Consider the following 23,150-nt stretch of genomic DNA (forward strand, 5'->3'; position numbering starts at 1 on the left):
CGTACAGCTGCAGGTCTGTGTCACTGCCATGAGGCCAGCGGCGTTCTCAGGGAGCAGACTCAGCCAAGAGACCTGGACTCGCGACTGTCCATAAGGGACACAAGCCGAGGCCTAAGCGCCCGATTCAGGAGTTTTGCGCGTCTAACAAGGGGGTCGTGAGTGCTCTTGGTCGTTCTAACCCTCCTTGCCACTCACGACCCCCACAATGAACCGTACATACGTGCACAAATAGGACATTCGGTCGCCCGGAAATGTCCCTTGTGGACACTCGGTGCCCGTGTCCGCCCCTGTCGACGTTCGGAACCAGGCCTGCACTATCTCGACTTCGCAGACACCCTGGCGTCTAGCGCGGTGAAGGAGGCCTTGACAGGCCACGCTGTGACTACTGGGGCTGACGGTGCCACCGGGCTGCGAGGGCGATCGCGTAGTCCGTGGCCACGTCCAGTAGGCCTTGGTTCCCACCGTCCTCACCACTCACGAGGCAGTCATTTCCGCGGGCCGCTCAGCCGCCGCACCGCGTTCGCGCAGGCGAGCGACTCCAGCAGCGGGACCGTCCGCTCCCAGCCCAGGCAGGCGTCCGTGATGCTCAGGTCGGGCCGGGGCCGTGCGGAGCCGACATCCTGCCTGCCGTCCGAGAGGTATGACTCGATCATCACCCCGGCCAGCGCGTCGTCGCCCGCCGAGATCTGGTCCGCCAGGTCGGCGACGACCACGGGCTGCCGGTTGTGGTCCTTGCCGCTGTTGCCGTGCGAGGCGTCGACGACGAGCCGGTGCGGCAGGCCGGCGGCGGTCAGCGCGTCGAGGGCGTCCGCGACCGCGTGCGCGTGGTGATTGGGTTTCGGGCCGCCGCGCAGCACGAGATGCGCGTCCGGATTCCCGGCGCTGCGCTGGATCCGCGGGCGTCCGTCGGCGGCGGCGCCGGGGAACACGTGCGGCAGCGAGGCCGCCTGGACCGCGGCCACGGCGGTGTCCAGCCGCCCGGACACGCAGTTCTTCATGCCCACCGGCATCGGCAGCCACGACGCCAGCTGCCGGTGCGGCTGGCTGGCGACGGTCCGCGCGCCGATCGCGCCCCAGCTGACGGTGTCCGCGAAGTACGGCGCCAGGAACGGGTCGACGAACTCGTACGCCAGCGGCAGCCCGGTCGCGGCGGCGTCGTCCAGGAACCGCCGTCCGATCCGGACGCCGGAAGCGAGATCGCCCTTGCCGTCCAGGGTGGGGTCGGGCACCAGGCCGGTCCAGCCCGCGATCGTCCGCGGTTTCTCCAGGTAGGCGCGCAGGACCACGACGAGGTCGTCGGCGAACCGGCGCGACGCTTCCGCGAGCCGATTCGCGTATTCGAGCGCGCCGTCGGTGTCGTGCACCGAACACGGCCCCACGACGACGAGCAGCCGCGAGTCCCGCCGAGCGAGGACGTCGGCGACGATTTCCCGGTGCCGGGTGATCTCCTCCGGGACGAAGCCGTTCGTGACCACCTCGGCCGGGCTGGGCAGCTGGTCAAGCATCCGCATGACCTTTCTCCTTGTCGGGGGCGGCTTCCCCGGCCCGGGGCAGCCGCGTCGCACCGGCCACCGCCACGACGGCGAGGCCGAGAACACACCAGAACGCGTCGGCGAAGGCGGCGGCGACATCCGGGCCGCGCGCGGCCAGCCGGGCCTGCAGCACCACGGCCAGCACCGCGGTGCCGATCGAGCCGCCGAGCGTGTTGAGCAGATTCAGTGCCCCGGCGGCGCGGGGCAGCCGGGCGGGTTCGACCCGGCGGTAGACGATCGTCATCACCGGCGCGCCGATCAGCGCCGCGCCGAAACCGCGCAGCAGCAGGGAAACCACGATCACCCAGTCCGGGAGACCGAGGTCCAGCTGGGTGAACGGGGCGGTGCCGAGGGCGACCAGCCCGATCCCGCTCAGCACCAGGGTGCGCGGCGAGATCCGGTCGACGAGCCGGTTCACCAGTACCGAACCGGCCGCCGCGCCCATGCCCTGGGGCACCAGCAGCAGCCCGGTGTCCCAAGTGGACAGTCCGGGGCCGCGCTGGAGATAGAGCGGGAGCAGGAACATCGTGCCGAACACCGACGCCCCGAGCAGCACCAGCGCCAGCGCGGCGACGCCGAACGGCGGCCGCGTGAACAAGCGCGGATCCAGCAAGGGCGCTTCGGCCCGCAGACCGTGCCGCACGAACGCCGCCAGCATCACGACGCCTGCCGCTACGGCGATCCCGGCGACCGCCGGTGTCCCCTGTTCGAACCAGGTGAGCCCGAAGACCAGTACGGCGAGCCCCGGCGAGAGCAGCAGCGCACCCCGGAAATCGAAGCGTTCGCCCTTGCCACCGGGTTCACTCGCGGGAACCCATCGCCGGGCCAGGAAGACCGCAACCACACCGATCGGGAGGTTGACGTAGAACAGCCACGGCCAGTCGGCGACCGCGAGGATCGTGCCGCTCGCCAGCGGGCCGAGCACCGGCGACAAGAGCGGCACGAGACCGACGACGGCGATGACGCGGCCGATACGGTCCCGCCCGGCGGCCCGCGCCAGCAACGCCTGACCGGTCGGCGGGAGCAGACCACCGGCGAGTCCTTGCAGTACACGGCACGCGATGAGCGCGGGCAGCGTCGGCGCCAGCGCGCACAGCAGGGACGCCAGCAGGAACACGACGACGGCGCTGAGCCAGACGCGACGGCCGCCGAACCGATCGGCGAGCCAGCCGGACGCCGGCACCGCGGTGACCACGGCCAGCAGATACGCCGTCGTCACCCATTGGACACCGGTGACCGGCGCGCCGAACTCGTCGGCGAGGGTGTCGACACCCACCGAGACGATCGTGCTGTCCAAAGTGGCCATGAAGGTGCCGAGCACCAGCACGGCCGCCGTACGCCACAGCGCGGCGTCGATCGGGCGCGCGGTCACCGCTCCCCCACGAACCCGGCGGCGTCGCCGTCGAGCCAGGACGGCAGCTTCCGCAGGTATCCGACCAGGTCGCCGGCCAGCGACCGGGCGTCCGCCTCCTTCGCGTAAAGGACGCCTTCCCAACCGTGTTCGCCGGGGACGACCGTGACGCTCACGGGATGGTGTGTGCGTTCGCGGAACCTCGTCCCGGTGACGGTCAGGCCGGGCGCGGGTTCGCGCAGCTTCGCCGGATCCACCGGGTAGTTCTCGAATACGAGCAGGCTGTCGAACAGCCTCTCGCGCCCCGCCAGCGAAGCGAGTTCGAGCAGGCCCATCCGGTGGTGCGCGGCCATCGCCTGCTGCCGTGCCTGCAAATCGGCCAACGCTTCGGCGACCGTCCCGGTGAACCGGGCGCGGACCGCGACGCTGTTCGCCAGCAGGCCGATGACGTCCTCGGCACCGTCCACATCGGACGTCCGGTTCGAGGTCATCACCCCGAAGCTGACGTCGTGGCGTCCGGCGTGGGTCGCGAGCACGGCCGCCCACGCACCCTGCAGCAGGGTGTTGACGGTGAGGCCTCGCGCCGCGCCCAGCTTGGTCAGTTCCGCGACCAGCGCACTGTCCACAGTGAACAGAGCGGGGTCGGCGGAGCCGCCGGTGCGCGGCAAGTGGTCGCCTTCGGGCAGGCCGTCGAGTTCCCTGCGCCAGGCCCGGACGTCGGCCGAGTGATCGGCCGCGGCGAGCAGTCGCGTGTACCGCGTCGGCGGCACCGGCTCCGGCAACGGCTTGCCCGCGTACAGCGCGAACAGCTCGTCCAGGATGCGCGGAGCGGACCAGCCGTCGGACAACAGATGATGGCTGGTCAGCACGAGCGTGTGACTGCCGTGTCTCAGGACGGTGACCCGCCACAAAGGACCGTGGGCCAGGTCGAACGGTTCCGCGAGTTCCTCGTCCAACGCCGTGTCCACTTCGGACATTTCGCGCACGCGGAAGCCGGCCCGCGGCTCGGCGGGGATCACCTGGACCTCGTGCGACGGCGGGAACACCGCGCCCAGGTTCGGCTGCCGCCGCACCAACGCGTCCGCCGCCGCCCGCAGCGCCTCGACGTCCAGGTCACCGGACAGCGTGAACGCCGCCTGCACGGGATACGGATCTTCGTCCGCCGCACGGGATTCGCGCAGGATCACCTCCTGCAACGGGGTCAGCGGCAGGATCTCGCCGGGCCCGGGCACGTCGGCGGCGAGAGCGTCCAGCTCACGCCGGAAGTGCTCGCCCAGCACGGCGATCTCGTCTTCGGTGAACAGCGCGGACGGCCAGGTGAAACGGACGCCGAGCGTGCCGCCGTCGGGGACCATCGCGTTCACCGTCAGCGCGTACGGCAACGGCATCTCCGCGCCGCCTCCCGAACCGAGCGGATCGGCGTCCGGTGGGCGCTGCCAGAAGCTTTCCTGGACCGGGGCCGCGGGGAAGCGGCCGAGGTAGTTCCAGGCCACCTCCGGCCGGGGGCCGCCGGCCTCGAGAATCCCGTGTCCGAGCCCGTCGCCCGCCGCGCGCAGGTGATCGCGCACCGCCCGCAGCGCGTCCGGCAGCGATCCGGACGGCGGGGCGATCCGCGCCGGATGCACGGCGGTGAACCAGCCGGCGGTCTGCGCGAGGTCGACCGTGCCCGCGAAGTCGGGGGTATGTCCCGGACGTCCGTGGCTCTCGACGGCGACGAGCAGATCGGCGCCGGTTCCGCGCCAGGCGCCGACGGCGCGGGCGAGCGCGGTCAGCAGCACGGTGTCCGGGCCGGTGCGGTAGGCGGTGGGCAGCGCGGTGAGCACGGCGTGGGTCGTGTCCTCGCCGATGTCGAGCCGGTGATGCCGCGCGGTCGCCACGGTGTCACGCGCCGGATCGAGCCGGGTGCGGCCGAGCGTGCTCACCGGCGCGGCGGCGATCCCCTGCCAATACCGCGTTTCGTCCTCTCGATGCGGTGCGGCGGCACGCAGCGATCGCGCCCAGCCCAGGAACGACTGCCCGCGCCGGTGCAGGGTGTTGCCATGGAAGACCTGTTCGACGTCGTCGAGCAGGACGCGCCAGGTCACCGCGTCGGCGACGAGGTGGTGCGCGACCAGAAGCAAGCGTCCGGGACGGTCGCCGGCGTCCGCCAGCACCGCCCGCACCAGCGGCCCGGTGCGCGGGTCCATCCGCGCGACGATCTGCTCGACGTGGGTGTCCAGCGTCGCGCGCGGATCACCGGTCACACGGACGGCGGTGAGCACGTCGGCACCGGTCACGGCACCGACGTCCGGAACGCGCAGCGCGTCTTCGACCAGATGCGCGCGCAGGACGTCGTGACGGGCGAGAACGGCGTCGAGCACCGAGGTCCAGCGGGCGACGTCGCCCGCCGAAGGCACGCAGATCTCGACCCATTGGCAGAACCCGTCGGCCGCCTTTCCCGCGCGCCGCAGCAGATCGCGCATGATCGGCGTGAGCGGGGCATCGCCGACGGCGTGGGCTTCCTCCGCCTGTTCAGGCTCACCACAGCGCGCGGCGATCCCGGCGACCGTGCCACCTTCGAGGACGTCGCGCGCGGTCAGGTGCAGCCCTTCACGGCGGGCCCGGGAGACGACCCGCAGTGAGGCGATGCTGTCGCCGCCCGCGTCCAGGAAGCCGTCGTCGAGGCCGACGTCGGGGCCGAGCAGTTCGCGGACCACCCGCAGCAGCACGGTTTCCGCCGGGGTGGCGGGTTCCCGTCCGCCGTCGGAGCGGGCTTCGGGCGCGGGCAGCGCGGCCCGGTCCAGCTTGCCGCTCGGACCGAGCGGGAGCCGGTCGAGCGGGACGAACGCGGCCGGCACCATGTACGCGGGCAGTTCCGCGGAGAGATGTTCGCGCAGCGTGGCCGGATCGGGCACGGCGCCGTCCACGGGGACGACGTAGGCGACCAACCGGTCCTCGCGGACGATCACCGCGGTGGCGCGTACGTCGTCGTGCGCGGTCAGCGCGGTCTCGATCTCGCCGAGTTCGATCCGGAACCCGCGCAGTTTGACCTGGTGGTCGGCGCGGCCGAGGAAGACGATCTGCCCGTCCGGACGCCAGCGGACCAGATCCCCGGTGCGGTACATCCGCTCCCCCGGCGGACCGAACGGATCGGCGACGAACCGTTCCGCGGTCAGCGCCGAACGGCCGACGTACCCCTGCGCGAGCTTCGGCCCGGCGAGGTACAGCTCGCCGGTGACGTTCGTCCCGACCGGGAGCAGCCCGCCGTCGAGCACGTACGCGCGGACCTCCGGGTCCGGGCGGCCGATCGGCAGCGGACCGGGGTCGGCCGGGTCGTAGTGCCAGGTGACCGAGTTGATGGTGACCTCGGTCGGGCCGTAGGCGTTGAACAGCGCCCGCCGGTCGCCCCAGCGCCGCGCCAGTTCCGGGTCGAGCCGTTCGGCGCCGACGACGAAGAACACGTCCGGGTCGACGGTCGCGTCGTCGGGCATCGCGGAAAGGAACGAGGGCAGCAGGTTGAGCCCGGTGACGCGGTGCTCGGCGGCGTAGGCCAGCAGGTCGTCGCCGGAGGTCCGCACCTCCTCCGGCGCGATCACCGAGGTGCCGCCGGACAGCAGCGGCAGCATGAACTGCCAGAACGCGACGTCGAAGCTCGTCGAGGCGAAATGCAGGTACCGCTCGGCGGTCCCGATCCCGACGATGTCCTCCTGCAGCGCGATCAGGCTCGGGACGCCGCGATGCGGCACCGCCACGCCCTTGGGTTTGCCGGTGGTGCCGGAGGTGTAGATGACGTAGGCGATCGCGTCCGCACACAAGGACACGCCCGGATCTGTGTCCTCAGTGGACAGCTCGGCCGGGTCGATCACCGGCAGGCCGTCGACGTCCGAAGTGGACACGACGGCGGCGGGCGCGATGTCGTCCAGCATGTACGCGAGCCGATCGGCCGGGTAGTCCGGGTCCATCGGCACGTGCACCGCACCGGCCTTGATCACGCCGAACAGCGCGACCACGAGGTCGACGTCGCGGCGCAACAGGACCGCGACCGGGTCCTGCGGTTTCACCCCGGCGTCGATCAGGGTGTTCGCGAGCCGGTTGGCGCGCTGGTCCAGTTCGGCGTAGGTCAGGCTCCGGTCGCGGCACACGACGGCCTCGGCGTCCGGTGTCTCCCGGACCCAGCGGCCGAACTCCTCCAGCATGCCGCCACGTTCGCGTTTCGGTTCCGGTCCCTCGCCGAGCCGCAGCATCGCGCGTTCTTCCTCGGCGCCGAGCGCGCGCAGCCGGGAAACCGGCCGCGCCGGGTCTGCGACGATCTCGTGCAGTATCGCGCGCAGCCAGCGGCCGTAAGCCTCGGCCTCCTCGCGGGTGAACGCCTGCGGCTGGTACCCGAGGCCGACGGTGAACTCGTCGCCGGGCAGCACGATCACCGTGAGCGGGTAGTGCGTCGCGTCGGTGATGTCGACGCCGACGAGGTCGAGCCCGGGCGCCAGGGTGGTGCGTGCGCGGCTGGAGAGCGGGAAGTTCTCCATCACCAGCATCGTGTCGAACAGGTCGCCGACCCCGGCCGCGCGCTGGATGTCCGGCAGCCCGGCGTGATGGTGGTCGGTGAGCCGCACGCTCTCGGTGTGCACGCGCTCCAGCACGGTGGCCGCGGCCTCGGCGGCGTCGAACCGCACGCGCACGGGGATCGTGCTGCCCAGCTGCCCGATCATGCGCTCGACGCCGGGGACGTCGGCCGGGCGGCCGGAGACCGGGCAGCCGAAGACCACGTCTCGGCGGCCGGTCAGCCTGGCGAGGAGCACTCCCCAGGCGGTCTGGAACACCGTCGTCGGGGTGATGCCGTGTTCGCGGGCGAAGGCGCGCAGCCGTTCGCTGAACTCACCGCCCAGCTCCACGGTGACGCGTTCTGGACGCTCCACAGTGGACTCGACGCTCGCCGGGGCGAGCCGCGTGCCCTCGTCGAGCCCTGCCAGTGCCTCGCGCCACGCCTCCAGCGCCGCGTCCGGGTCGCGTTCGCCGAGCACCCGGTGGTACTCCGAAAGCGGAGGTGCGACGGGAGCCGCCGGACCGCCGCCGAGTTCGGCGTACGTGGCCAGCAGAGTGCGGCCGACCAGCGGCATCGACCAGCCGTCCAGCAGCGCGTGGTGATTCGTGAGCACCAGACGGTGCTCGTCCGGGCCGAGGGTCAGCAGCAGGAACCGGATCAGCGGTGGTGTGGCCGGGTCGAAGGGCCGGGCGAGTTCGGTACGGCACTCGGCCTCGACCCGGTCCGGCGGGACGTTCGCGAACCGCCAGTCCAGCGTGACTTCGGCGGGCACCACCTGGACGACCTCGCCCGCGTCGGTGGTGTGCAGATGGACGCGCAGCGCGGGATGCCGCCGCACCACCTCCGCCGCGGCCTCGCGCATGCGGTCCGCGTCGAGCGCGCCGCTGAGCAGGGTGACGGCCTGGACCACGTAGACGTCGGTGTCTTCGGTGCCGCGCGCCAAGGTGTGGAAGGAAAGCCCGGTCTGCAACGGGGTCGCGGGAAGGACGTCCTCGACGCGGCCGAGGCGTTCGAGTGCGTCGATGTCCTCCTGGCCGAGGCCGACCAGCGGCAGATCCGACGGGGTGAGCCCGCCGCCGTCCGGGCCGATGCGGGCGGCGTGCGCGGCCATCGCTTCCAGGGCGAGAGACCACGCTTCCTGAAGCGCGGCGACGCTTTCCTGCGGCAGCACCTCGCTCGCCGCGGTCCACTCCACGGCGAGCCGCGGACGGCCGTCCTCACGGACGAAGCAGTTCAGCGCCAGCAGCTGTTCCAGCGACTTGGCGTCCGGTTCGGTGACCGCGAACGGGTCCTCCTCCGGCAGCCGCCAGCCGGTGCCGGGCAGGGCCGCGAACCGGCCGAGGTAGTTCACGACGACGTCCGGCGGCGGGACGGCGGCGAGTTCGTCCCGGGTGAGCGGGTCGAGATACCGCAGGACACCGAAGCCGACGCCGTTGTCCGGGACCGCGCGTTTGGCCTCCTTCGCGGCCCGCAGCAGCCTCCCGGCCGCGTCTCCGCCTGCGAGCGCGCTGTCGAAGTCCGTGGCCGCCGCCACCGCGCCGGCGGGCACGCGCAACGGATGCTCGGCGGTGAACCAGCCGACGGTACGCGAAAGGTCCAGGCCGTCATGGTCGCGGCCGTGTCCTTCGAGCGACACGGTTTCGGCCTCGACAGCGGCATCCCGCCACGACCGCAAAGCGAGGACGAGCGCGGCGAGCAGCACGTCGTCCGGTCCGGCACGGTACGCCGCGGGCAAGGCGGTGAGCACCGCGTCGGTCTGCTCCGGGGTGGCGAGGGTGACCGACCGCCGGGCGGTCGCGACCGTGTCGACGCCGCGGTCGAGCGGCCGGTGGCCGAGACGCGGGCCGTCGAGCGCGCCGCGCCAGTGGCCGAGTTCGCCGCGCCGGGCGCCGGAAGTCCCTTGCTCCGCGAGCAGGAGCGCGTGCCGCCGCCACGACGTCCCGACCGGTTCGAGCGGTTCACCGGCGCAGGCGGCGCGCAGATCCGGCAGCAGGACCCGCCACGAGACCCCGTCGACCGCCAGGTGGTGCAGCACGATGACAAGGTGGTCCGGCAGCAGCGCGACCTTGAGCACGCCGGTCCGGAGATCCAGCGCCTCCGCGAGTTTCGCCGCGACCTCGGCCGGTTCGCCGGTCGTCTCGACGACGACGTCGGACGCCCGCACCGCCCCGCGTTCCCGGACCCGCATTTCGTCCTCTGAATGCAGGCGGAGAACGTCATGGTGGTCCAGCAGCGTTTGCACGCCTTCGGTCAGCAGGGTGGGTGGAAGGTCCTCGTCGAGGCGCACCGCGGTCCATTGCGTGTAGCCGGCGATCGTCGTGACGTCCGGATGCGGATCGAGGAGCGCGCGGACGATCGGTGGCGCGGGTACCACGCCGACCGGCTCGTCCGGTGGGTCGGCGGGGGCACCGATCTCCGCGCTCGCCGCCGCCAGCGCCTCGAAACTGCGGCGGGCCAGCAGATCACGCGGTCGCAGGTCGAGGCCGTGCGCGCGCAGCCTGCTGCTGACGCTGATCGCGGTGATGCTGTCGCCGCCCAGCGCGAAGAAGTCGTCGTCGACGGCGACCTCGTCGACGCCGATCACCTCGGCGATGGTGGCGCACAGGAGCCGTTCGCGGTCGGTGGCCGCGGTGCGCCCGGCCGCCGCGCGCGGGGCGGGCAGCGCGGGACGGTCGATCTTCCCGTTGGGGGTCAGCGGAAGCGAGTCGAGGACGACGACGGCGGCGGGTACGAGATGCTCCGGCACCCGCCCGGCGAGTTCGGCGCGGACCTCGTCCGGGACGACCTCGCCGACGACGTAGCCGACGAGCCTCGGCCCGCGCACCGCGGCGGCGGCCGCGCGCACTCCGGGAACCGCGGCCAGCGCCGCCTCGACCTCGCCGAGTTCGACGCGGTGACCGCGTACCTTCACCTGGCCGTCACGGCGGCCCAGGTACTCCAGTCCCCTGCCGGGCACCCAGCGGGCGAGATCCCCGGTGCGGTACATCCGGTCGCCGGGCGCGCCGAACGGGTCGGCGACGAACCGCTCGGCGGTCGCGCCGGGACGGCCGAGATAGCCGCGCGCCAGATGCGGGCCCGCCAGATACAGCTCTCCCGGCGTTCCGGCGGGCGCGGGACGCAGCGCGGCGTCGAGGACCCGGATCGCCGTCCCCGGCACGGCGGAGCCGATGGTCGGTTCCCCGTCGTCGAGCCAGGATCCGGCACCGTCCACAGTGGCCTCGGTGGGGCCGTACATGTTGCGGGCGCGGACACCGGACTCGGCGACGCGGCGCCACAACGCGGGCGGAGTCGCCTCGCCGCCGAGGACGAGCAGCGCGGGCGCGTCGGGGCCGTCGAGCAGCCCGGCGTCGACCAGCGGCGCGGCCATCGACGGCGTGGTGTCGACGACGTCGATCCGGTCGCGGGCGAACGCGGCCAGCAGTTCGTCGGCGTCCCGCGCGACGTCGGTGCCGTAAACGTGGAGTTCGTGCCCGAACAGCAGCCACATCAGCTGGTCGAGCGCGGAGTCGAAAGCGAACGAGTACGTGTGCGCGACACGCAGCCGCCTGCCCGCGGCGCGTTCGGTCTCGGCGACCGTGGTCGCGCGGTGGTACCGCAGCAGCGTCGCGAGCCCGCCGACCCGGCCGAGGACTCCCTTGGGCCGTCCGGTCGAGCCGGAGGTGAAGATGACGTATGCGAGATGGTCCGGGTGGCGGACGATCTCCAGCGGTGAAGAGTCCAGAGTGGACAGATCGGTCTCACCGAGCAGCAATTGCGGTCCCGGAACGACTTCCGGGTCGTGGGTCACCGTGAGCACCGCACCGGCTTCGGCGGCGAGTTCCCGCAGGCGCTCGACGGGATGCGCCAGATCCAGCGGCAGGAACGCGGCCCCGGCGTCGAGCACCGCCAGCAGGGCGACGACGAGGTCCGCGGACCGAGGCAGGGCCAGCGCGACGACGTCGTCCGCCCCGACGCCACGGGCCCTCAGTGCCCGGGCGAGACGGTGGACCCGGGTGACGAGTTCGCCCGCGGTCAGCCGCTCGTCACCGGAGACCAGCGCGGTCTGTCCGGGATCCAGCCGGTCGAGAAGTTCAGGTACGTCAAGGAGTTCGTTCTCCGGGGCGGGTGTCGACCAAGCCTCCAGCAGCGTGTCCCGCTCCCCCGCCGGGACCAGATCCGCACCGGCGACCGCCGGGCCGTCCGGTTCGGTCAGCGCGGTGATCAGGCAGCGCAACGCGGTCAGCTTGGCGTCGACGGCGGCCTGGTCGTGCGTCCGCGCGTCGACCTCGAAACCGAGCAGGAGCCCGCCGTCCGAGGTCGGGAGCACCGACAGGCCCATGTCCTCGGGCGGTCCGCCCGCGACGTTGCGCATCGTGCCGTGCGACCCGGCGAAATCGAGCTTCAGGTCGAACGCCTTGAGGTTGATGCCGCGGCCGTGCAGCAGCGCCCCGGCGCCGGGGACCGCGAGATCCTGCGGCAGGTCCTCACCGCGATACCGCTGATGCGTGCGCATCTCCTTCAGCGCGCCCGCGACCCGCGCGGTCAGCTCGGCTCCGGTGTCCTGCGGCAGCACGCCGACCCGCAGCGGCAGCACGTTGACCGACATCGCGGGGGTCCGCAGCGCCGCGCCTTCGCGGCACATCAACGGCATCGCGAACACGACGTCGGTCCAGCCGAGCACGCGGTGCAGGAACGCGGCGTAACAGGCGATCAGCGCGTCACCCCACGTCGTGCCGACGCGTTTGCCCAGCTCGCGCAACCTGGCCAGGTCGGAAGCGGGCAGGACCGACCGGGCGGTGACCGTGTGCTCCGGCGGGCCCGGCGCACTTCCGGAGTCGTCGAGATCCGGCAAGGGCGTGAACCGCTCGCGCCAGTACTCGCGGTCCCGCTGGAAGCGTTCACTGGCACGGTAGGCGCCGTCGGCCTCGACGAGATCGGCGAACCGGGCGAACGTCGAAGCCGGAACGTCCTTGCCCTCGACCGCAGCCGTAAAGCGGGCGGCGGTCCGGCGAGCGAGCATCGCCGCGGTGTAGCCGTCGAACACCAGGTGATGCCCGAGCTGGGTGAACCACACGTGCGAGTCGGACAGCCGCAGCACCAGGTGGGCGAACAACGGCCGGTCCACCATCCCGCGGCAGGCCTCGGCGACCCGGCGGCGTTCGGCGTCCACGCGCTCGTGCGCGACGGCGACCGGATCGACCTCCCCGCGCAGATCCACGATTTGCGGCAACGGCAGCGCGTCTTCCGACACGATCTGGCGGGGACCGTCCGGTGTCTCGAAAACGCGCAACCGCAGGCTGTCCGCCTCTTCGGCGGTCGCCCGGATCGCCTCGGTCAGCGCGGCGACGTCGACCGCCTTGTCGCCGACGATCTCGATCACGTCACCCACGACGTAGTAGGGCGAGTCGGGTTCGAGGCGCTGCGCGGTCCAGATCCCGAGCTGGGCTCCGGTGAGATTCAGTCCCTGTTGGTGAACCCGCGGGTGAAACGGCACAGCGGGTTCACGCGTCCGGTCGTTTTCCAATTCCATCTTCAGCTCCGCCGGCCGCTCAACACAGGGCCCTGGCAACGTGCGGTGTCGTGTGCCGTTCGTCGTGGCATGTCGGCTCGGTCCTGGTGTCGTGGGTGGCAAAGAGGGCTGTCGAGAGGCGGAGATGGCCAGCCAGGACAGCGCGGTTCGAGGTTGACTTGCGGGCCGAACTCGGTGCGAAGTGTCCATAAAGGACTCCTCGCACCGATCGCGCGCCTGCCTGGTGTCGTGACGTCCGGTTCTCGCCGGAGTCGTGAGTGGCGAAGAGGGTTAGAACGACCATTGCCACTCACGACCCCCTGAACACAGCACCCAAACCGAACAAAAACGCGGGCCTGGTGTCCCTTGTGGACGGTGAGGCCACGATCGGCACTGTCCGCGCGAGGCTCGCCCGGGCCGAAGCCCGCCAGCCGAGACCCACCGGCCCGAATAGACCAACAGCACCGTGCGATGTCCCGAAAGTGGGGCGTTCCCGACCCGATCGCGGACGGCCGTCCCGACTTCGCCGGAGCCCTGCCGTTCAGCATGAGGGCACCACCATCGGGGTTCCGGTCACCGGGTCGGGCACGACGACGCTCGGGAGATCGAAGACCTCCTTCATCAGCTCCGCGTCCACGATGTCGGAGGGCGCGCCCTCCGCGACGATCCGGCCGTCCCGCAGGGCGACGAGGTGATCGGCGTACCGGCAGGCCTGGTTGATGTCGTGCAGGACGGCGATCACCGTGCGGCCCTCGTCGCGCAGCCGCGCCAGCAGGCTCAGCAACTGGTACTGGTGCGCGATGTCCAGAAAGGACGTCGGTTCGTCGAGCAACAGGTACGGCGTCTTCTGCGCGAGCACCAGCGCCACCCACACCCGCTGACGCTGCCCGCCCGAGAGTTCCTGCACCGGCCGGTCGGCCAGCCCCGCCACGCCGGCCGCGGTCATCGCGTCGAGCACCGCGCGTTCGTCCTCTTCGGACCAGGTGGCGAACAGCGACTGGTGCGGGAACCGGCCGCGCGCGATCAGCTGCCGGACGCGGACGTCCTCCGGCGCGACCGGATCCTGCGGCAGGAACCCGAGTTCCCGCGCCAAACCCTTGCCGGGGAAGGAACCGACGTCCTTGCCGTCGAGCAGGACCTCGCCGTCGGCCGGGCGCAGCAGCCGGACGAACGCGCGCAGCAAAGTGGACTTGCCGCACGCGTTCGGCCCGACGACGGCGGTGAACGCGCGGTCGGGCACGTCGAGGCTCAGCCGGGTCGACACGACCCGGTCGCCGTAGCGCAGGGTCAGGTCCCGAGCGGTCAAGCGGGCACTCATATGCGCCGAACCTCCTTGGTGAGCAGCCAGATCAGGTAGCCGCCGCCGATCACGGTGCTGACCACACCGACCGGCAGCGATTCCGGCGCGAGCAACATCTGGGCGGCCAGGTCGGCACTGGCCAGCAGCACGGCGCCGGTGAGGGCCGCGGGCAGCAGGGCGATACCGGGCGTGCGGGCCAGCCGCCGCCCGATCTGCGGTGCCGCCAGCGCGATGAACGCGATCGGGCCCGCCACGGCGGTGACCGTGGCCGTGCAGCCGACGCCGATCAGCACCAGCGCCAGCCGCAGCCGGTCCCAGCGGACACCGGTGGTGACCGCCAGCGCGCCGCCGAGCGCGGCCTGGTGCAGCGACGGTGCCCTGGTGAACAGCACGACGAACAGCACCGCGAGCACCCCGAACGGGATGGCGACGTCGTCCCAGCCGACCCCGTTGAGCGAACCGGCGTTCCAGCCGACGGCCGCGATCGCGATCTCGAGTTCGGCGCGCAGCACGATCCACGAGTTGAGCGCGGTCAGCATCGCGTTGACCGCGATCCCGATGACGATCAGCCGCAGCCCGGACAACCCGCCGCCGAGCGACAGCGCGTAGACGACGGCCGCCGTGATCACGCCGCCGAGCACCGAACCGATGGTCAGCTGCGTCGACGTCCCCGAAAGCACGGTGATCGCGAACAGTGCGCCGGTGTAGGCACCGGCGTCGAGACCGATCACGTCCGGGCTGCCGAGCGGGTTGCGGGTGACGTTCTGGAAGATCGCGCCCGCCAGGCCGAGCGCGGCACCGAACACCAGCCCGGCCAGTACCCGGGGCAGCCGCCATTCGCGGATGACCACGCCCGGCCCGCCACCGGAACCGGTGAGCGCCGCGAACACGCGGGCGGGACTCGCCCACGCCGCGCCGTAGCAGAGCCCGAGCAGCGTCAAGCCGGCGATGACCACCAGCATCGCCACGAGGAAGACGAGGGTGCGGCGTTCGATCCGGGCGGAGAACCGCCCGCGCCGCAGAACGAGTGTGTTCACAGTGTTCACAGCGGCGCCGCCCCGTATTTGCGGACGGCCCAGATCAGCACCGGGCCGCCGAGGAACGCGGTCACGATCGCGACCGGCACCTCGCCGGTCGGCAGCAGGACCCGGGAGCCGACGTCCGCGGCCAGCATCAGCACCGGGCCGAGCAACGCGGCGAACGCGATCAGCCACGGGATCGACGCGCCCGCGACCCGCCGCGCCAGATGCGGCACGATCAGCCCGACGAACAGGATCGGCCCGGCCAGCGCGGTCGCCGCGCCCGCCATCAGCGTGATCAGCAGGAGGGTGATCGTCCGGACCCGCGCGACGTTCGCGCCGAGGGTGTGCGCGACCGTCTCGCCGAGCGCGATCGCGTTCAGCTGACGGCTCACCGCGAAGGCGCCCAGCAGGGACAGGCCGATGATGATCAGCGGAACCGTGGTCGGCGCCTGTTCCCGGCCCGCCAGCGACCCCACCGACCAGAACCGGTAGACGTCGAAGGTGTCCGGGAACAGCAGCCGCAGCCCGAGGGTGAGCCCCAGCAGCACGGCGCTCAGCGCGGTCCCGGCGAGCACCAGCCGCAGCGGCGACTTGCTGCCGACCGCGTACACCAGCGCCGACGCGCCGAGCGCGCCCAGCACCGCCAGGCCCAGTTCGGCGGGCGCCGACGCGGCGAGACCGAACGACGAGCCCACCGCGATGGCGAACCCGGCCCCGGCGGTCACGCCGAGCACGCCGGGTTCGGCCAAAGCGTTGCGGGACAGGGCCTGCACGAGCACACCGCCGACGGCGAGCGCCGCGCCGACCCCGATCGCCAGCACCGCCCTCGGCATCCGGATGTCCAGGACCACCGCCCGGTCACTCGGATCCCCTTCGCCCAGCAGGGCGCGCACGACCTCGCCGGGGGCGATGGCGTGCGCGCCGATGCCGACGCTCAGCACGGCGACCACGACGAGCCCGAGCAGTGCGGCGCCGAGCAGCGCGGACCGCCCGGTGGTGGTCACTTCTTGAGCAGCGGCGCGAACGCCTGGTCGACGGCGTCCAAAGTGGACGTCGCGGCCCGGTAGGTGGCGGCCTCGGTGTAGCGGAACGGGTAGACCTTGCCCGCCTTCACCGCGGGGAGTTCCTTCCACAGCGGCGAGTCGAGGACGTACTTGACCGGCGGGGGCACGGAACCGTCGGCGGCGACCGAGTAGGTGATCGCGTCGGCCTGGGCGAACGCGGTCGGCAGTTCCTCGATCGACGGGTACTCGCTGACGTCCTTGGAGCCGCCGCCCTTGACCTTGACCTGGCCGTAGTAGGTGGCGCCGACGTCCTGCGCGACGTTGGTGCCCCAGGAACCGTTGAACTCACGCTGGAAGTTCCCCTTGGCGACCTCGCCGTAGGCACCGACGTGGCCCAGCTTCAGCTGCGGCAGCACGGCCTTGTACTTCTCGGCCAGTGCCTTGGCCTTGGTGTCGTACGCGGTCTTCAGCGCGTCGAACCCGGCGGCCGCACCGGCGGCGTCGGCCTGCTTGCGCGACAGCTCACGCCACATCGACGGCACCGACGGGCCGATGGCCACGACCGGCGCGATCGCTTCGAGCCGCTTGATGTCGATATCGGCGAGCACCGGCTTCGGCACGCCGATCACAATGAGGTCCGGATCGGCCTGCGCGATCGCCTCGTAGTTCGTCTCCGACGCCGACTCGCCCGCGACCTTCGCCAGCTCGTCGTACTTCTTGCGCTCCTGCTCGTTGAACAGCGGGATCCCGCGCTTCCAGCTGGACACCCCGACCAGCGGCGCGCCCGCTTCGAGCAGGGCGGGCACGGCGTAGCCGGTGGCGATGACCCGCTTCGGCGAGACCGGGATGGTGATCTGGCCGTTGTCGGCCGCGAACACCCGGGTCTGACCGGCGCCGGCGGCCTTGCCGTCGTCGCCCGCACCGCAGGCGGTGGCCGCGGTCGTGACCGTCAGCGCGAGCGCGAGCGCTCCGGCGAGGCGTCGGGTTCTAGTGGTGCGCATGGGTTTCCTCGTTCTTCTTCGTGGGGATCAGTGGTCGTGCTCGTCGTCGAAGTCCGCGACGCCGCGTTTCCAGTAGCCGGTCACGTCGTGGTCGTCCTTGCCGAGCCCGAGATCGTTCTTGAGCCACCGGCGCAGCGGTTTGATCTGCCCCGCCTCCCCCGCGACCCAGGCGTAGAGCCGTTCACCGGCGGGGACCTCGATCGTCCGGACCGCGCGGGCGAGGACGTCGGAGGCGCCCGGCGCGACGTCGCCACGATGCAGCCAATGCACCTCGACGTCTTCGGGCGCCGACAGCTCGATCTCCTCGCTCGCGTCGGTGACCTCGATGAACGCCCAGCCCGCGGCGGTACGCGGCAGTTCTTCGAGCCAGCGCGCGATCGCGGGCAACGCGGTGACGTCACCGGCGAGCAGGTATCGGTCGTAGGTGTGCGGCACGATCAGCCCGCCGGGCGGGCCGGCGACGTGCACCGGGGTACCGGGCGTGACCTTCTCGGCCCATCCGGAACCGAGCCCGCCTTCGTGCAGCGCGACGTCGAGGTCGAGTTCCCCGGAAGCCGGGTCGTACCGGCGGACCGTGTACTCGCGCGACGTCGGCGACGGCTTCGGCCAGCGCAGCATGTCGCCGTCCTGCACCGGCAACCGCGGCTCGGCGTCCAGTTCCGGGAACAGGATCTTCACGTGTTCGTCGGGCGAATGCGCCTCGAAACCCGCCGTTCCCGGCCCGCCGAGCGTGACCCGGAGCAGCCCGGAGCCGATCATCTCGGTGCGCACGACCTCGGCCTGCCGGATGCGGATCGGGTACGGCACCTTCTCCGCGTGCTGTCCCGCACGGACTTCGGCTATGCGCTCCAGGTGCCGGTGGCGGTGGTCGGCGCGGCTCACGCGGTGCTCCCGGTGAGAACCTGCGTCCAATGGCCGAGGGTCGGCTGCTCGGCGAGGTCGGCGAATTCGAGCGTGTCGGCGCCCTCGGTGCGCCACTGCTCGACCAGGCCCATGATCCGCATCGAGTCCAGGCCGAGATCGGTGAGGTCGGTCTCCGGCTTCAGCTCGGCCGGGTCGCAGCCGAGCAGTTCGGCGACGTCGGCGTGGATCTTCTCGACGGTGAGGCTCATCGCTGTGCTCCGGCGTGGATCGGGGCCAGCGCGGCGAGCGCGGCGGCCGTGGTGGTCAATGCGCCGCACCGCTGGGCGACGTACTCGCAGGCCTGGTCGTGGCGGTCGCGGGAGAAGTCCGCGACCGCGTCACCGACCAGGAACGGCTGGATGTCGCGCATGAACGCCTCGACGGCGGTGGCCTGGCAGCCGATATGCGCGTAGACCCCGGTGATCAGCAGCTGGTCGCGGCCCGCTTCGGCGAGCTGCTCGGTGAACGTGCTGCGCTGGAACGCGCTGTAGCGCCACTTCGTCAGGACCTTGTCCCCAGGCTTCGGCGCCAGCTCGGCCACCACGTCGGCGGCGGCGGGGTCTTCGTCGATGACCGCGCCGATACCGTCGCCCCAGAACTCGGTGAGCAGGCCTCGGTCCTCGGCGGCCTGGTGGCCGGGCTGCGCGGTGTAGAACACCGGCACACCCGCGGCGCGGGCCGCGTCGGCCAGCGCGGCGATGTTCGCGACCATCTCCGGGACCGGGGATCCCGCGTACGGCGCGAGGAAGTACCGCTGCGCGTCGTGCACCAGCAGCGCGGCACGGGCGGCGTCGGGCTTCCAGCCGACCCGTCCGGCGGGCAGTTCGGCCTCCGTCGGGAGCGTGTAGGGCTCGATCTTGGGGAGCGACACGTTCACTTCTCCTTCGCCAGGGCGGCCAGCGCCGCCCGCAGCTCGCGTTTGCTGGTCTTGCCGACGCCGGTCACCGGGAACTCCGGCACCACCTGGACCAGGTCGGGCACCTTGAACGCCGCGACCCCGCACTCGCGGACGAACCGGCGCAGCTCCGCCGCGGCGGGTTCGGCGCCCGCGGCAGGGACGACGTAGGCGCAGGTGCGCTCGCCCAGATACGGGTCCGGCACCGCGACGACGGCGGCGTCGAGCACTCCGGGGTGGGCCATCAGGTGGTTCTCGACCTCTTCCGCGGCCACCTTCTCGCCACCGCGGTTGATCTGTTCCTTGGCCCGCCCGACCACTTCCAGATGCCCGGACGGGTGTTGCCGCACGAGATCCCCGGTGCGGTAGAAACCGTCCTCGGTGAACGCGGTCTTGTTGTGCTCGGCGGCGCGGTAGTAGCCGCGGATCGTGTACGGCCCCCGCGTCAGCAGGGCGCCGATCTCCCCCTGCGCGACGACGTCGTCCGAAGTGGACAGTGGGTCGTCCGGGTTCACGACGCGGATCTCGTCGTCGGGCGAGATCGGCCGTCCTTGTGTCGCGAGAACGTATTCGTCCGGGTCGTCGAGCCGGGTGTAGCAGACCAGTCCCTCGGCCATGCCGAACACCTGCTGCAGACGGCAGCCCAGCGCGGGCCCGATCTTCTCGGCCAGTTCACGGGCGCATTTCGCGCCGCCGACCAGCAGGACGTCCAAAGAGGACAGATCGCGGGTGGTCCGCGCGGCCGCCTGCGCCCAGGCGGCGGCCAGCGGCGGCACGAGCCCGGTGATCGTCACGCCTTCAGCCTCGATGAGCCGGAAGGCGGTGTCGGCGTCGGGACGCGGCGCGAACACCGTCGCCGCGCCCGCGTGCAGCGCGCCGAGCAGACCGGGCGAGCTGAGCGGGAAGTTGTGCGCGACCGGCAACGCGGCCAGGTACACGCTTTCCGGGCGCAGGCCGCAGATCCGGGCGCTTTCCCGGACGCTGTAGAGATAGTCGTCGTGTGTGCGCGGGATCAGCTTGGGCAGGCCGGTACTTCCGCCGGACAGCTGGAGGAACGCGACCCCGGCGGGATCGGGATCCGGCAGAGCGCGCGGAGTCGCCGCTTCGAGCACGGCGAATTCCTCCGTGCCGACGACGAAGACGTTGCGCACCGAAGGGATTTCAGCGGCTACCGTGCGCGCCATGGCCGCGTGGTCGAACCGTTCGTGTTCGCCGACGGTCAGGATCGCCGCGGCCTCGCTCTGCTCGGCGAAATGCCGCAGCTCGCTCGCGCGGTGCGCGGGCAGCGCGAACACCGGCAGCGCGCCGGCCCGCCACAGGCCGAACACGACGGACGCGAATTCGGGCACGTTCGGCAGTTGGACGACGACCCGGTCGCCGGCCTGGATCCCGGCCCCGGCGAATCCGGCGGCGAGCCGGTGCGCCCGTTCGTCGAGTTCGGCGAAGGTCCAGCGGGCGTTCTCGCCGATCACGGCGAGGCGCTCGGCGTAAGCCTCGGCGAGGCTGGTCAGCAGCTTGCCGAACGTCTGGCCGCGCCAGTATCCCGAAGCCCGGTAGCGCGCGGCGGTTTCCGGCGGCCAGGGCACGTGGTCGGCGGTCATTCCGCACCCTCCAGACCGAGGGCTCGCAGCATGGTGCCGAATTTCGCGCCGGTCTCGGCGAGTTCGGCGGCCGGATCGGAACCCGCCACCACTCCCGCGCCCGCGAACAGCCGGACGGTCCGGTCACGGACTTCGGCGCAGCGGATGGTGACGACCCATTCGCCGTCACCGTCCTGATCGGTCCAGCCGACGAGACCCGCGTAATAGCCGCGATCCTCGGGTTCGAGCGCGGCGATCGTGTCGCGGGCGAGCGCGGTCGGGACGCCGCAGACCGCCGGTGTCGGATGCAGTGCCTCGGCCAGCCCGAGCGCGGACGAACCGGCGTCGGCCGGGTCGGCGAGCCGTCCGCTGATGGTGGTCGAGAGATGCCACATCGTCGGCGTGCCGATCACCTCCGGTTCGGCGGGGACGTCGAGGTCGACACAGAACCGGCCCAGCACTTCGGCCACCTGGGCGGCGACGTGGGCATGTTCGTCACGGTCCTTTTCGGACGCCAGAAGATCCTTGACGCGCCGGGAGTTCTCGGCATCGTCGGCCACCCGCGGCCGCGATCCCGCCAGCGGGTTGGCCGTGACGACACGGCCGCGGCGGGACACCAGGAGTTCCGGGCTCGCGCCGACCAGGGTGCGCGGCGCGGGATCCCCCGGCGCGCTGACGTCGACGGCGAAGGCATGGGCCGCCGGGTCCGCGTGGACGAGACGCGCCAGCAGCCGTGGCACGGCGACGGGGTCACCGCCGGTGACGTCGAGGCAGCGGGACAGCACGATCTTGCGCAGGTCGCCGTCGCGGATCTCGTCCAGCGCCTTGGCGACGGCAGTGGTGTAGACCTCCGGCGCGGGCCGCGGCGACACCGTCCAGTTCCCGCCGAGCGGGGCGACCGGACCACTCGCCTTCGGTGGTCCTGCCTTGCGCACCAAGGCGGGCACCACCAGGCTGCTCGGCGCGTCGGGCCGGAATCCGATCGCGCCGGCGACGACGGGTTCGGTCACCCCCGCCACGAGAGCGGCGTCGAGGACTTCGGCGGCCGCGCGGGCACGCTTGCCCGGCGCCGCGTGGACCGGGGCGTACACCCCGTCGGCGAGCAGCGATCCTCGTGCGGACGAGTAGTAGAACGATCCGGGCAGGTACGCCGCCAGCAGATCGGCCGCCTGATGGACCGGCCTTGGTCGGGCCGGTGCAGGTGAGGACACGACTGGATTCCCTTTCGCGAATACTACTGACCGAACTGGCGCTCTCGCGGCACCCCAGTGCCGAGCGCCGACACGACTATTCGGTTAGCCTAACCTAATCGTACGGACCCGAAAAGTCTTCGTTGCGTCATCGAGATCACGCGCGGAGCGTCGCGCCGCCGTCGACGTAGAGGTTCTGCATCGTGATGTGCCGCGCGCGGTCGGAGGCCAAAAACAGTACGGCGTCGGCGATATCGGCGGGTTCGGCTATCCGGCCCAGTGGTATGCCGACACGGTATTGCTCCGGATTTCCCGCGATGACACGGTCCGCGCCGTTCTCGTCCGTCCACAGCAGACGTTGCATATCGGTGTCGGTCGAGCCGGGCGAGACGATGTTGCAGCGGATACCGGAACCGGCGAGTTCGAGCCCGAGACAGCGGGTGAGCATCGTCGCCGCGGCCTTCGACGCGGCGTAGGCCGCCATCCCGGTGCGCGGGACTCCGGCGGCGTTCGACCCGACCGTCACCAGAACACCGCTGCGACGAGGAAGCATCCGGCGGGAAATCTCGCGGAGCACCGTGAAGACGCCAGTGGAGTTGACCGCGAAAGTCGCCGCCCAGTCCTCGTCGCTCGTGTCGCAGACGGACCCGGGCTTCAGCACACCCGCGACGGACGCCCCGATGCCGATCGGCCCGAGTTCGCGTTCGACCTGGTCGACCACCCGCGCGACGGCGGCGGGATCGCCGACGTCCGCGACGAACGAGGTCACCCCGTGCCGGGAAGCGCCTTCGGCCAGGTCCACCGCCGCCACGATCGCGCCGGCCTCGGCGAGCCCGTCCACGACGGCCGCCCCGATCCCGCGCGCACCCCCGGTGACGAGCGCGACCTTGCCCTCGATCCCTTCCACGCCACAACCACCCTACATCCCGTTTGCTTAGCCTTGCCTAAGCTATCGGGCCGAACCGGACAAAGCGAGGGACCGACACCGGTGATTCGGGCCACTCCCCTTCGCGGCCCTGGACGGCAAAAATGCCGTGGTACACGCCACGCGCATGTGCAGCGGCCCGACCGGGAACACAGGCGAGACGTGGGCAAAAGCGTAACTCGCGTGATCAGGCGCGTAACTCGCGTGACCGGAGGCCGCACTCGGGTGTTCCGCCGCTGATCACGTGATGGGCGCAGAGGTCGTGAGTGGCGTTTCGGGTTACAGGGAGGCAGGCGAACGTGGCGTGTCGTGCACCGGAGACCGACCAGCCGGACCGATCGTGACCCACTGTCCACAAGGGACACCAAGATGCCCCCGTGTGTCCGGCTCTCGCGGGGGTCGTGAGTGGCAAAGATCGTTCTAACCCTCTTTGCCAC

13 protein-coding genes are annotated in these 23,150 nt (G+C 71.7%); all 13 read right to left on the reverse strand.

Annotated features, from left to right (window positions below):
• Positions 1-485 precede the first annotated feature (485 nt).
• Positions 486-1,511: a 3-deoxy-7-phosphoheptulonate synthase gene (locus ACFWIW_RS26550; protein WP_378370941.1), complete on the reverse strand. Its 1,026-nt coding sequence runs from the start codon at positions 1,509-1,511 to the stop codon at positions 486-488.
• Positions 1,498-2,904: a DHA2 family efflux MFS transporter permease subunit gene (locus ACFWIW_RS26555; RefSeq protein WP_378370942.1), complete on the reverse strand. Its 1,407-nt coding sequence runs from the start codon at positions 2,902-2,904 to the stop codon at positions 1,498-1,500. The genes ACFWIW_RS26550 and ACFWIW_RS26555 overlap by 14 nt, the downstream gene beginning before the upstream one ends.
• The gene (locus ACFWIW_RS26560; protein WP_378370943.1) at positions 2,901-12,914 is read right to left on the reverse strand and encodes an amino acid adenylation domain-containing protein; all 10,014 of its coding nucleotides are present in this window, start codon (positions 12,912-12,914) and stop codon (positions 2,901-2,903) included. The genes ACFWIW_RS26555 and ACFWIW_RS26560 overlap by 4 nt, the downstream gene beginning before the upstream one ends.
• Before the next feature lie 520 nt (positions 12,915-13,434).
• Entirely contained in the window at positions 13,435-14,211 is a 777-nt protein-coding gene (locus ACFWIW_RS26565; protein WP_063273852.1) for an ABC transporter ATP-binding protein, read from the reverse strand.
• The gene (locus ACFWIW_RS26570; protein ID WP_378370944.1) at positions 14,208-15,239 is read right to left on the reverse strand and encodes a FecCD family ABC transporter permease; all 1,032 of its coding nucleotides are present in this window, start codon (positions 15,237-15,239) and stop codon (positions 14,208-14,210) included. The genes ACFWIW_RS26565 and ACFWIW_RS26570 overlap by 4 nt, the downstream gene beginning before the upstream one ends.
• On the reverse strand, positions 15,236-16,219 hold the full coding sequence (locus ACFWIW_RS26575; RefSeq protein ID WP_378370945.1) for a FecCD family ABC transporter permease: 984 nt from the start codon (positions 16,217-16,219) through the stop codon (positions 15,236-15,238). Before ACFWIW_RS26575 ends, ACFWIW_RS26570 begins: the two co-directional genes overlap by 4 nt.
• The gene (locus ACFWIW_RS26580; protein WP_378370946.1) at positions 16,216-17,220 is read right to left on the reverse strand and encodes an ABC transporter substrate-binding protein; all 1,005 of its coding nucleotides are present in this window, start codon (positions 17,218-17,220) and stop codon (positions 16,216-16,218) included. The genes ACFWIW_RS26575 and ACFWIW_RS26580 overlap by 4 nt, the downstream gene beginning before the upstream one ends.
• Before the next feature lie 27 nt (positions 17,221-17,247).
• On the reverse strand, positions 17,248-18,102 hold the full coding sequence (locus tag ACFWIW_RS26585) for a siderophore-interacting protein (RefSeq protein WP_378370947.1): 855 nt from the start codon (positions 18,100-18,102) through the stop codon (positions 17,248-17,250).
• On the reverse strand, positions 18,099-18,332 hold the full coding sequence (locus tag ACFWIW_RS26590) for a phosphopantetheine-binding protein (RefSeq protein WP_192744624.1): 234 nt from the start codon (positions 18,330-18,332) through the stop codon (positions 18,099-18,101). Before ACFWIW_RS26590 ends, ACFWIW_RS26585 begins: the two co-directional genes overlap by 4 nt.
• Positions 18,329-19,000 (reverse strand): isochorismatase family protein, encoded by a 672-nt coding sequence (locus ACFWIW_RS26595; RefSeq protein ID WP_378370948.1) that lies wholly within the window; start codon positions 18,998-19,000, stop codon positions 18,329-18,331. The genes ACFWIW_RS26590 and ACFWIW_RS26595 overlap by 4 nt, the downstream gene beginning before the upstream one ends.
• Complete coding sequence (locus ACFWIW_RS26600) at positions 18,997-20,619, reverse strand: (2,3-dihydroxybenzoyl)adenylate synthase (protein WP_378370949.1); 1,623 nt, start codon at positions 20,617-20,619, stop codon at positions 18,997-18,999. The genes ACFWIW_RS26595 and ACFWIW_RS26600 overlap by 4 nt, the downstream gene beginning before the upstream one ends.
• The gene (locus ACFWIW_RS26605) at positions 20,616-21,809 is read right to left on the reverse strand and encodes an isochorismate synthase (RefSeq protein WP_378370950.1); all 1,194 of its coding nucleotides are present in this window, start codon (positions 21,807-21,809) and stop codon (positions 20,616-20,618) included. The genes ACFWIW_RS26600 and ACFWIW_RS26605 overlap by 4 nt, the downstream gene beginning before the upstream one ends.
• A gap of 136 nt (positions 21,810-21,945) precedes the next feature.
• Positions 21,946-22,695: a 2,3-dihydro-2,3-dihydroxybenzoate dehydrogenase gene (gene dhbA, locus ACFWIW_RS26610; RefSeq protein ID WP_378370951.1), complete on the reverse strand. Its 750-nt coding sequence runs from the start codon at positions 22,693-22,695 to the stop codon at positions 21,946-21,948.
• Positions 22,696-23,150: the final 455 nt, after the last annotated feature.

It is taken from the genome of Amycolatopsis sp. NPDC058340 (genome assembly GCF_042723975.1).
Taxonomy (GTDB): Bacteria; Actinomycetota; Actinomycetes; order Mycobacteriales; family Pseudonocardiaceae; genus Amycolatopsis.

What these genes read in the sequence shown, in the direction of transcription:
- ACFWIW_RS26550 (WP_378370941.1), bottom strand. Translation starts at nt 1,511, where the DNA reads ATGCGGATGCTTGACCAGCTGCCCAGCCCGGCCGAGGTGGTCACGAAC.
- ACFWIW_RS26560 (WP_378370943.1), bottom strand. Translation starts at nt 12,914, where the DNA reads ATGGAATTGGAAAACGACCGGACGCGTGAACCCGCTGTGCCGTTTCAC.
- ACFWIW_RS26565 (WP_063273852.1), bottom strand. Translation starts at nt 14,211, where the DNA reads ATGAGTGCCCGCTTGACCGCTCGGGACCTGACCCTGCGCTACGGCGAC.
- ACFWIW_RS26580 (WP_378370946.1), bottom strand. Translation starts at nt 17,220, where the DNA reads ATGCGCACCACTAGAACCCGACGCCTCGCCGGAGCGCTCGCGCTCGCG.
- ACFWIW_RS26590 (WP_192744624.1), bottom strand. Translation starts at nt 18,332, where the DNA reads ATGAGCCTCACCGTCGAGAAGATCCACGCCGACGTCGCCGAACTGCTC.
- ACFWIW_RS26600 (WP_378370949.1), bottom strand. Translation starts at nt 20,619, where the DNA reads ATGACCGCCGACCACGTGCCCTGGCCGCCGGAAACCGCCGCGCGCTAC.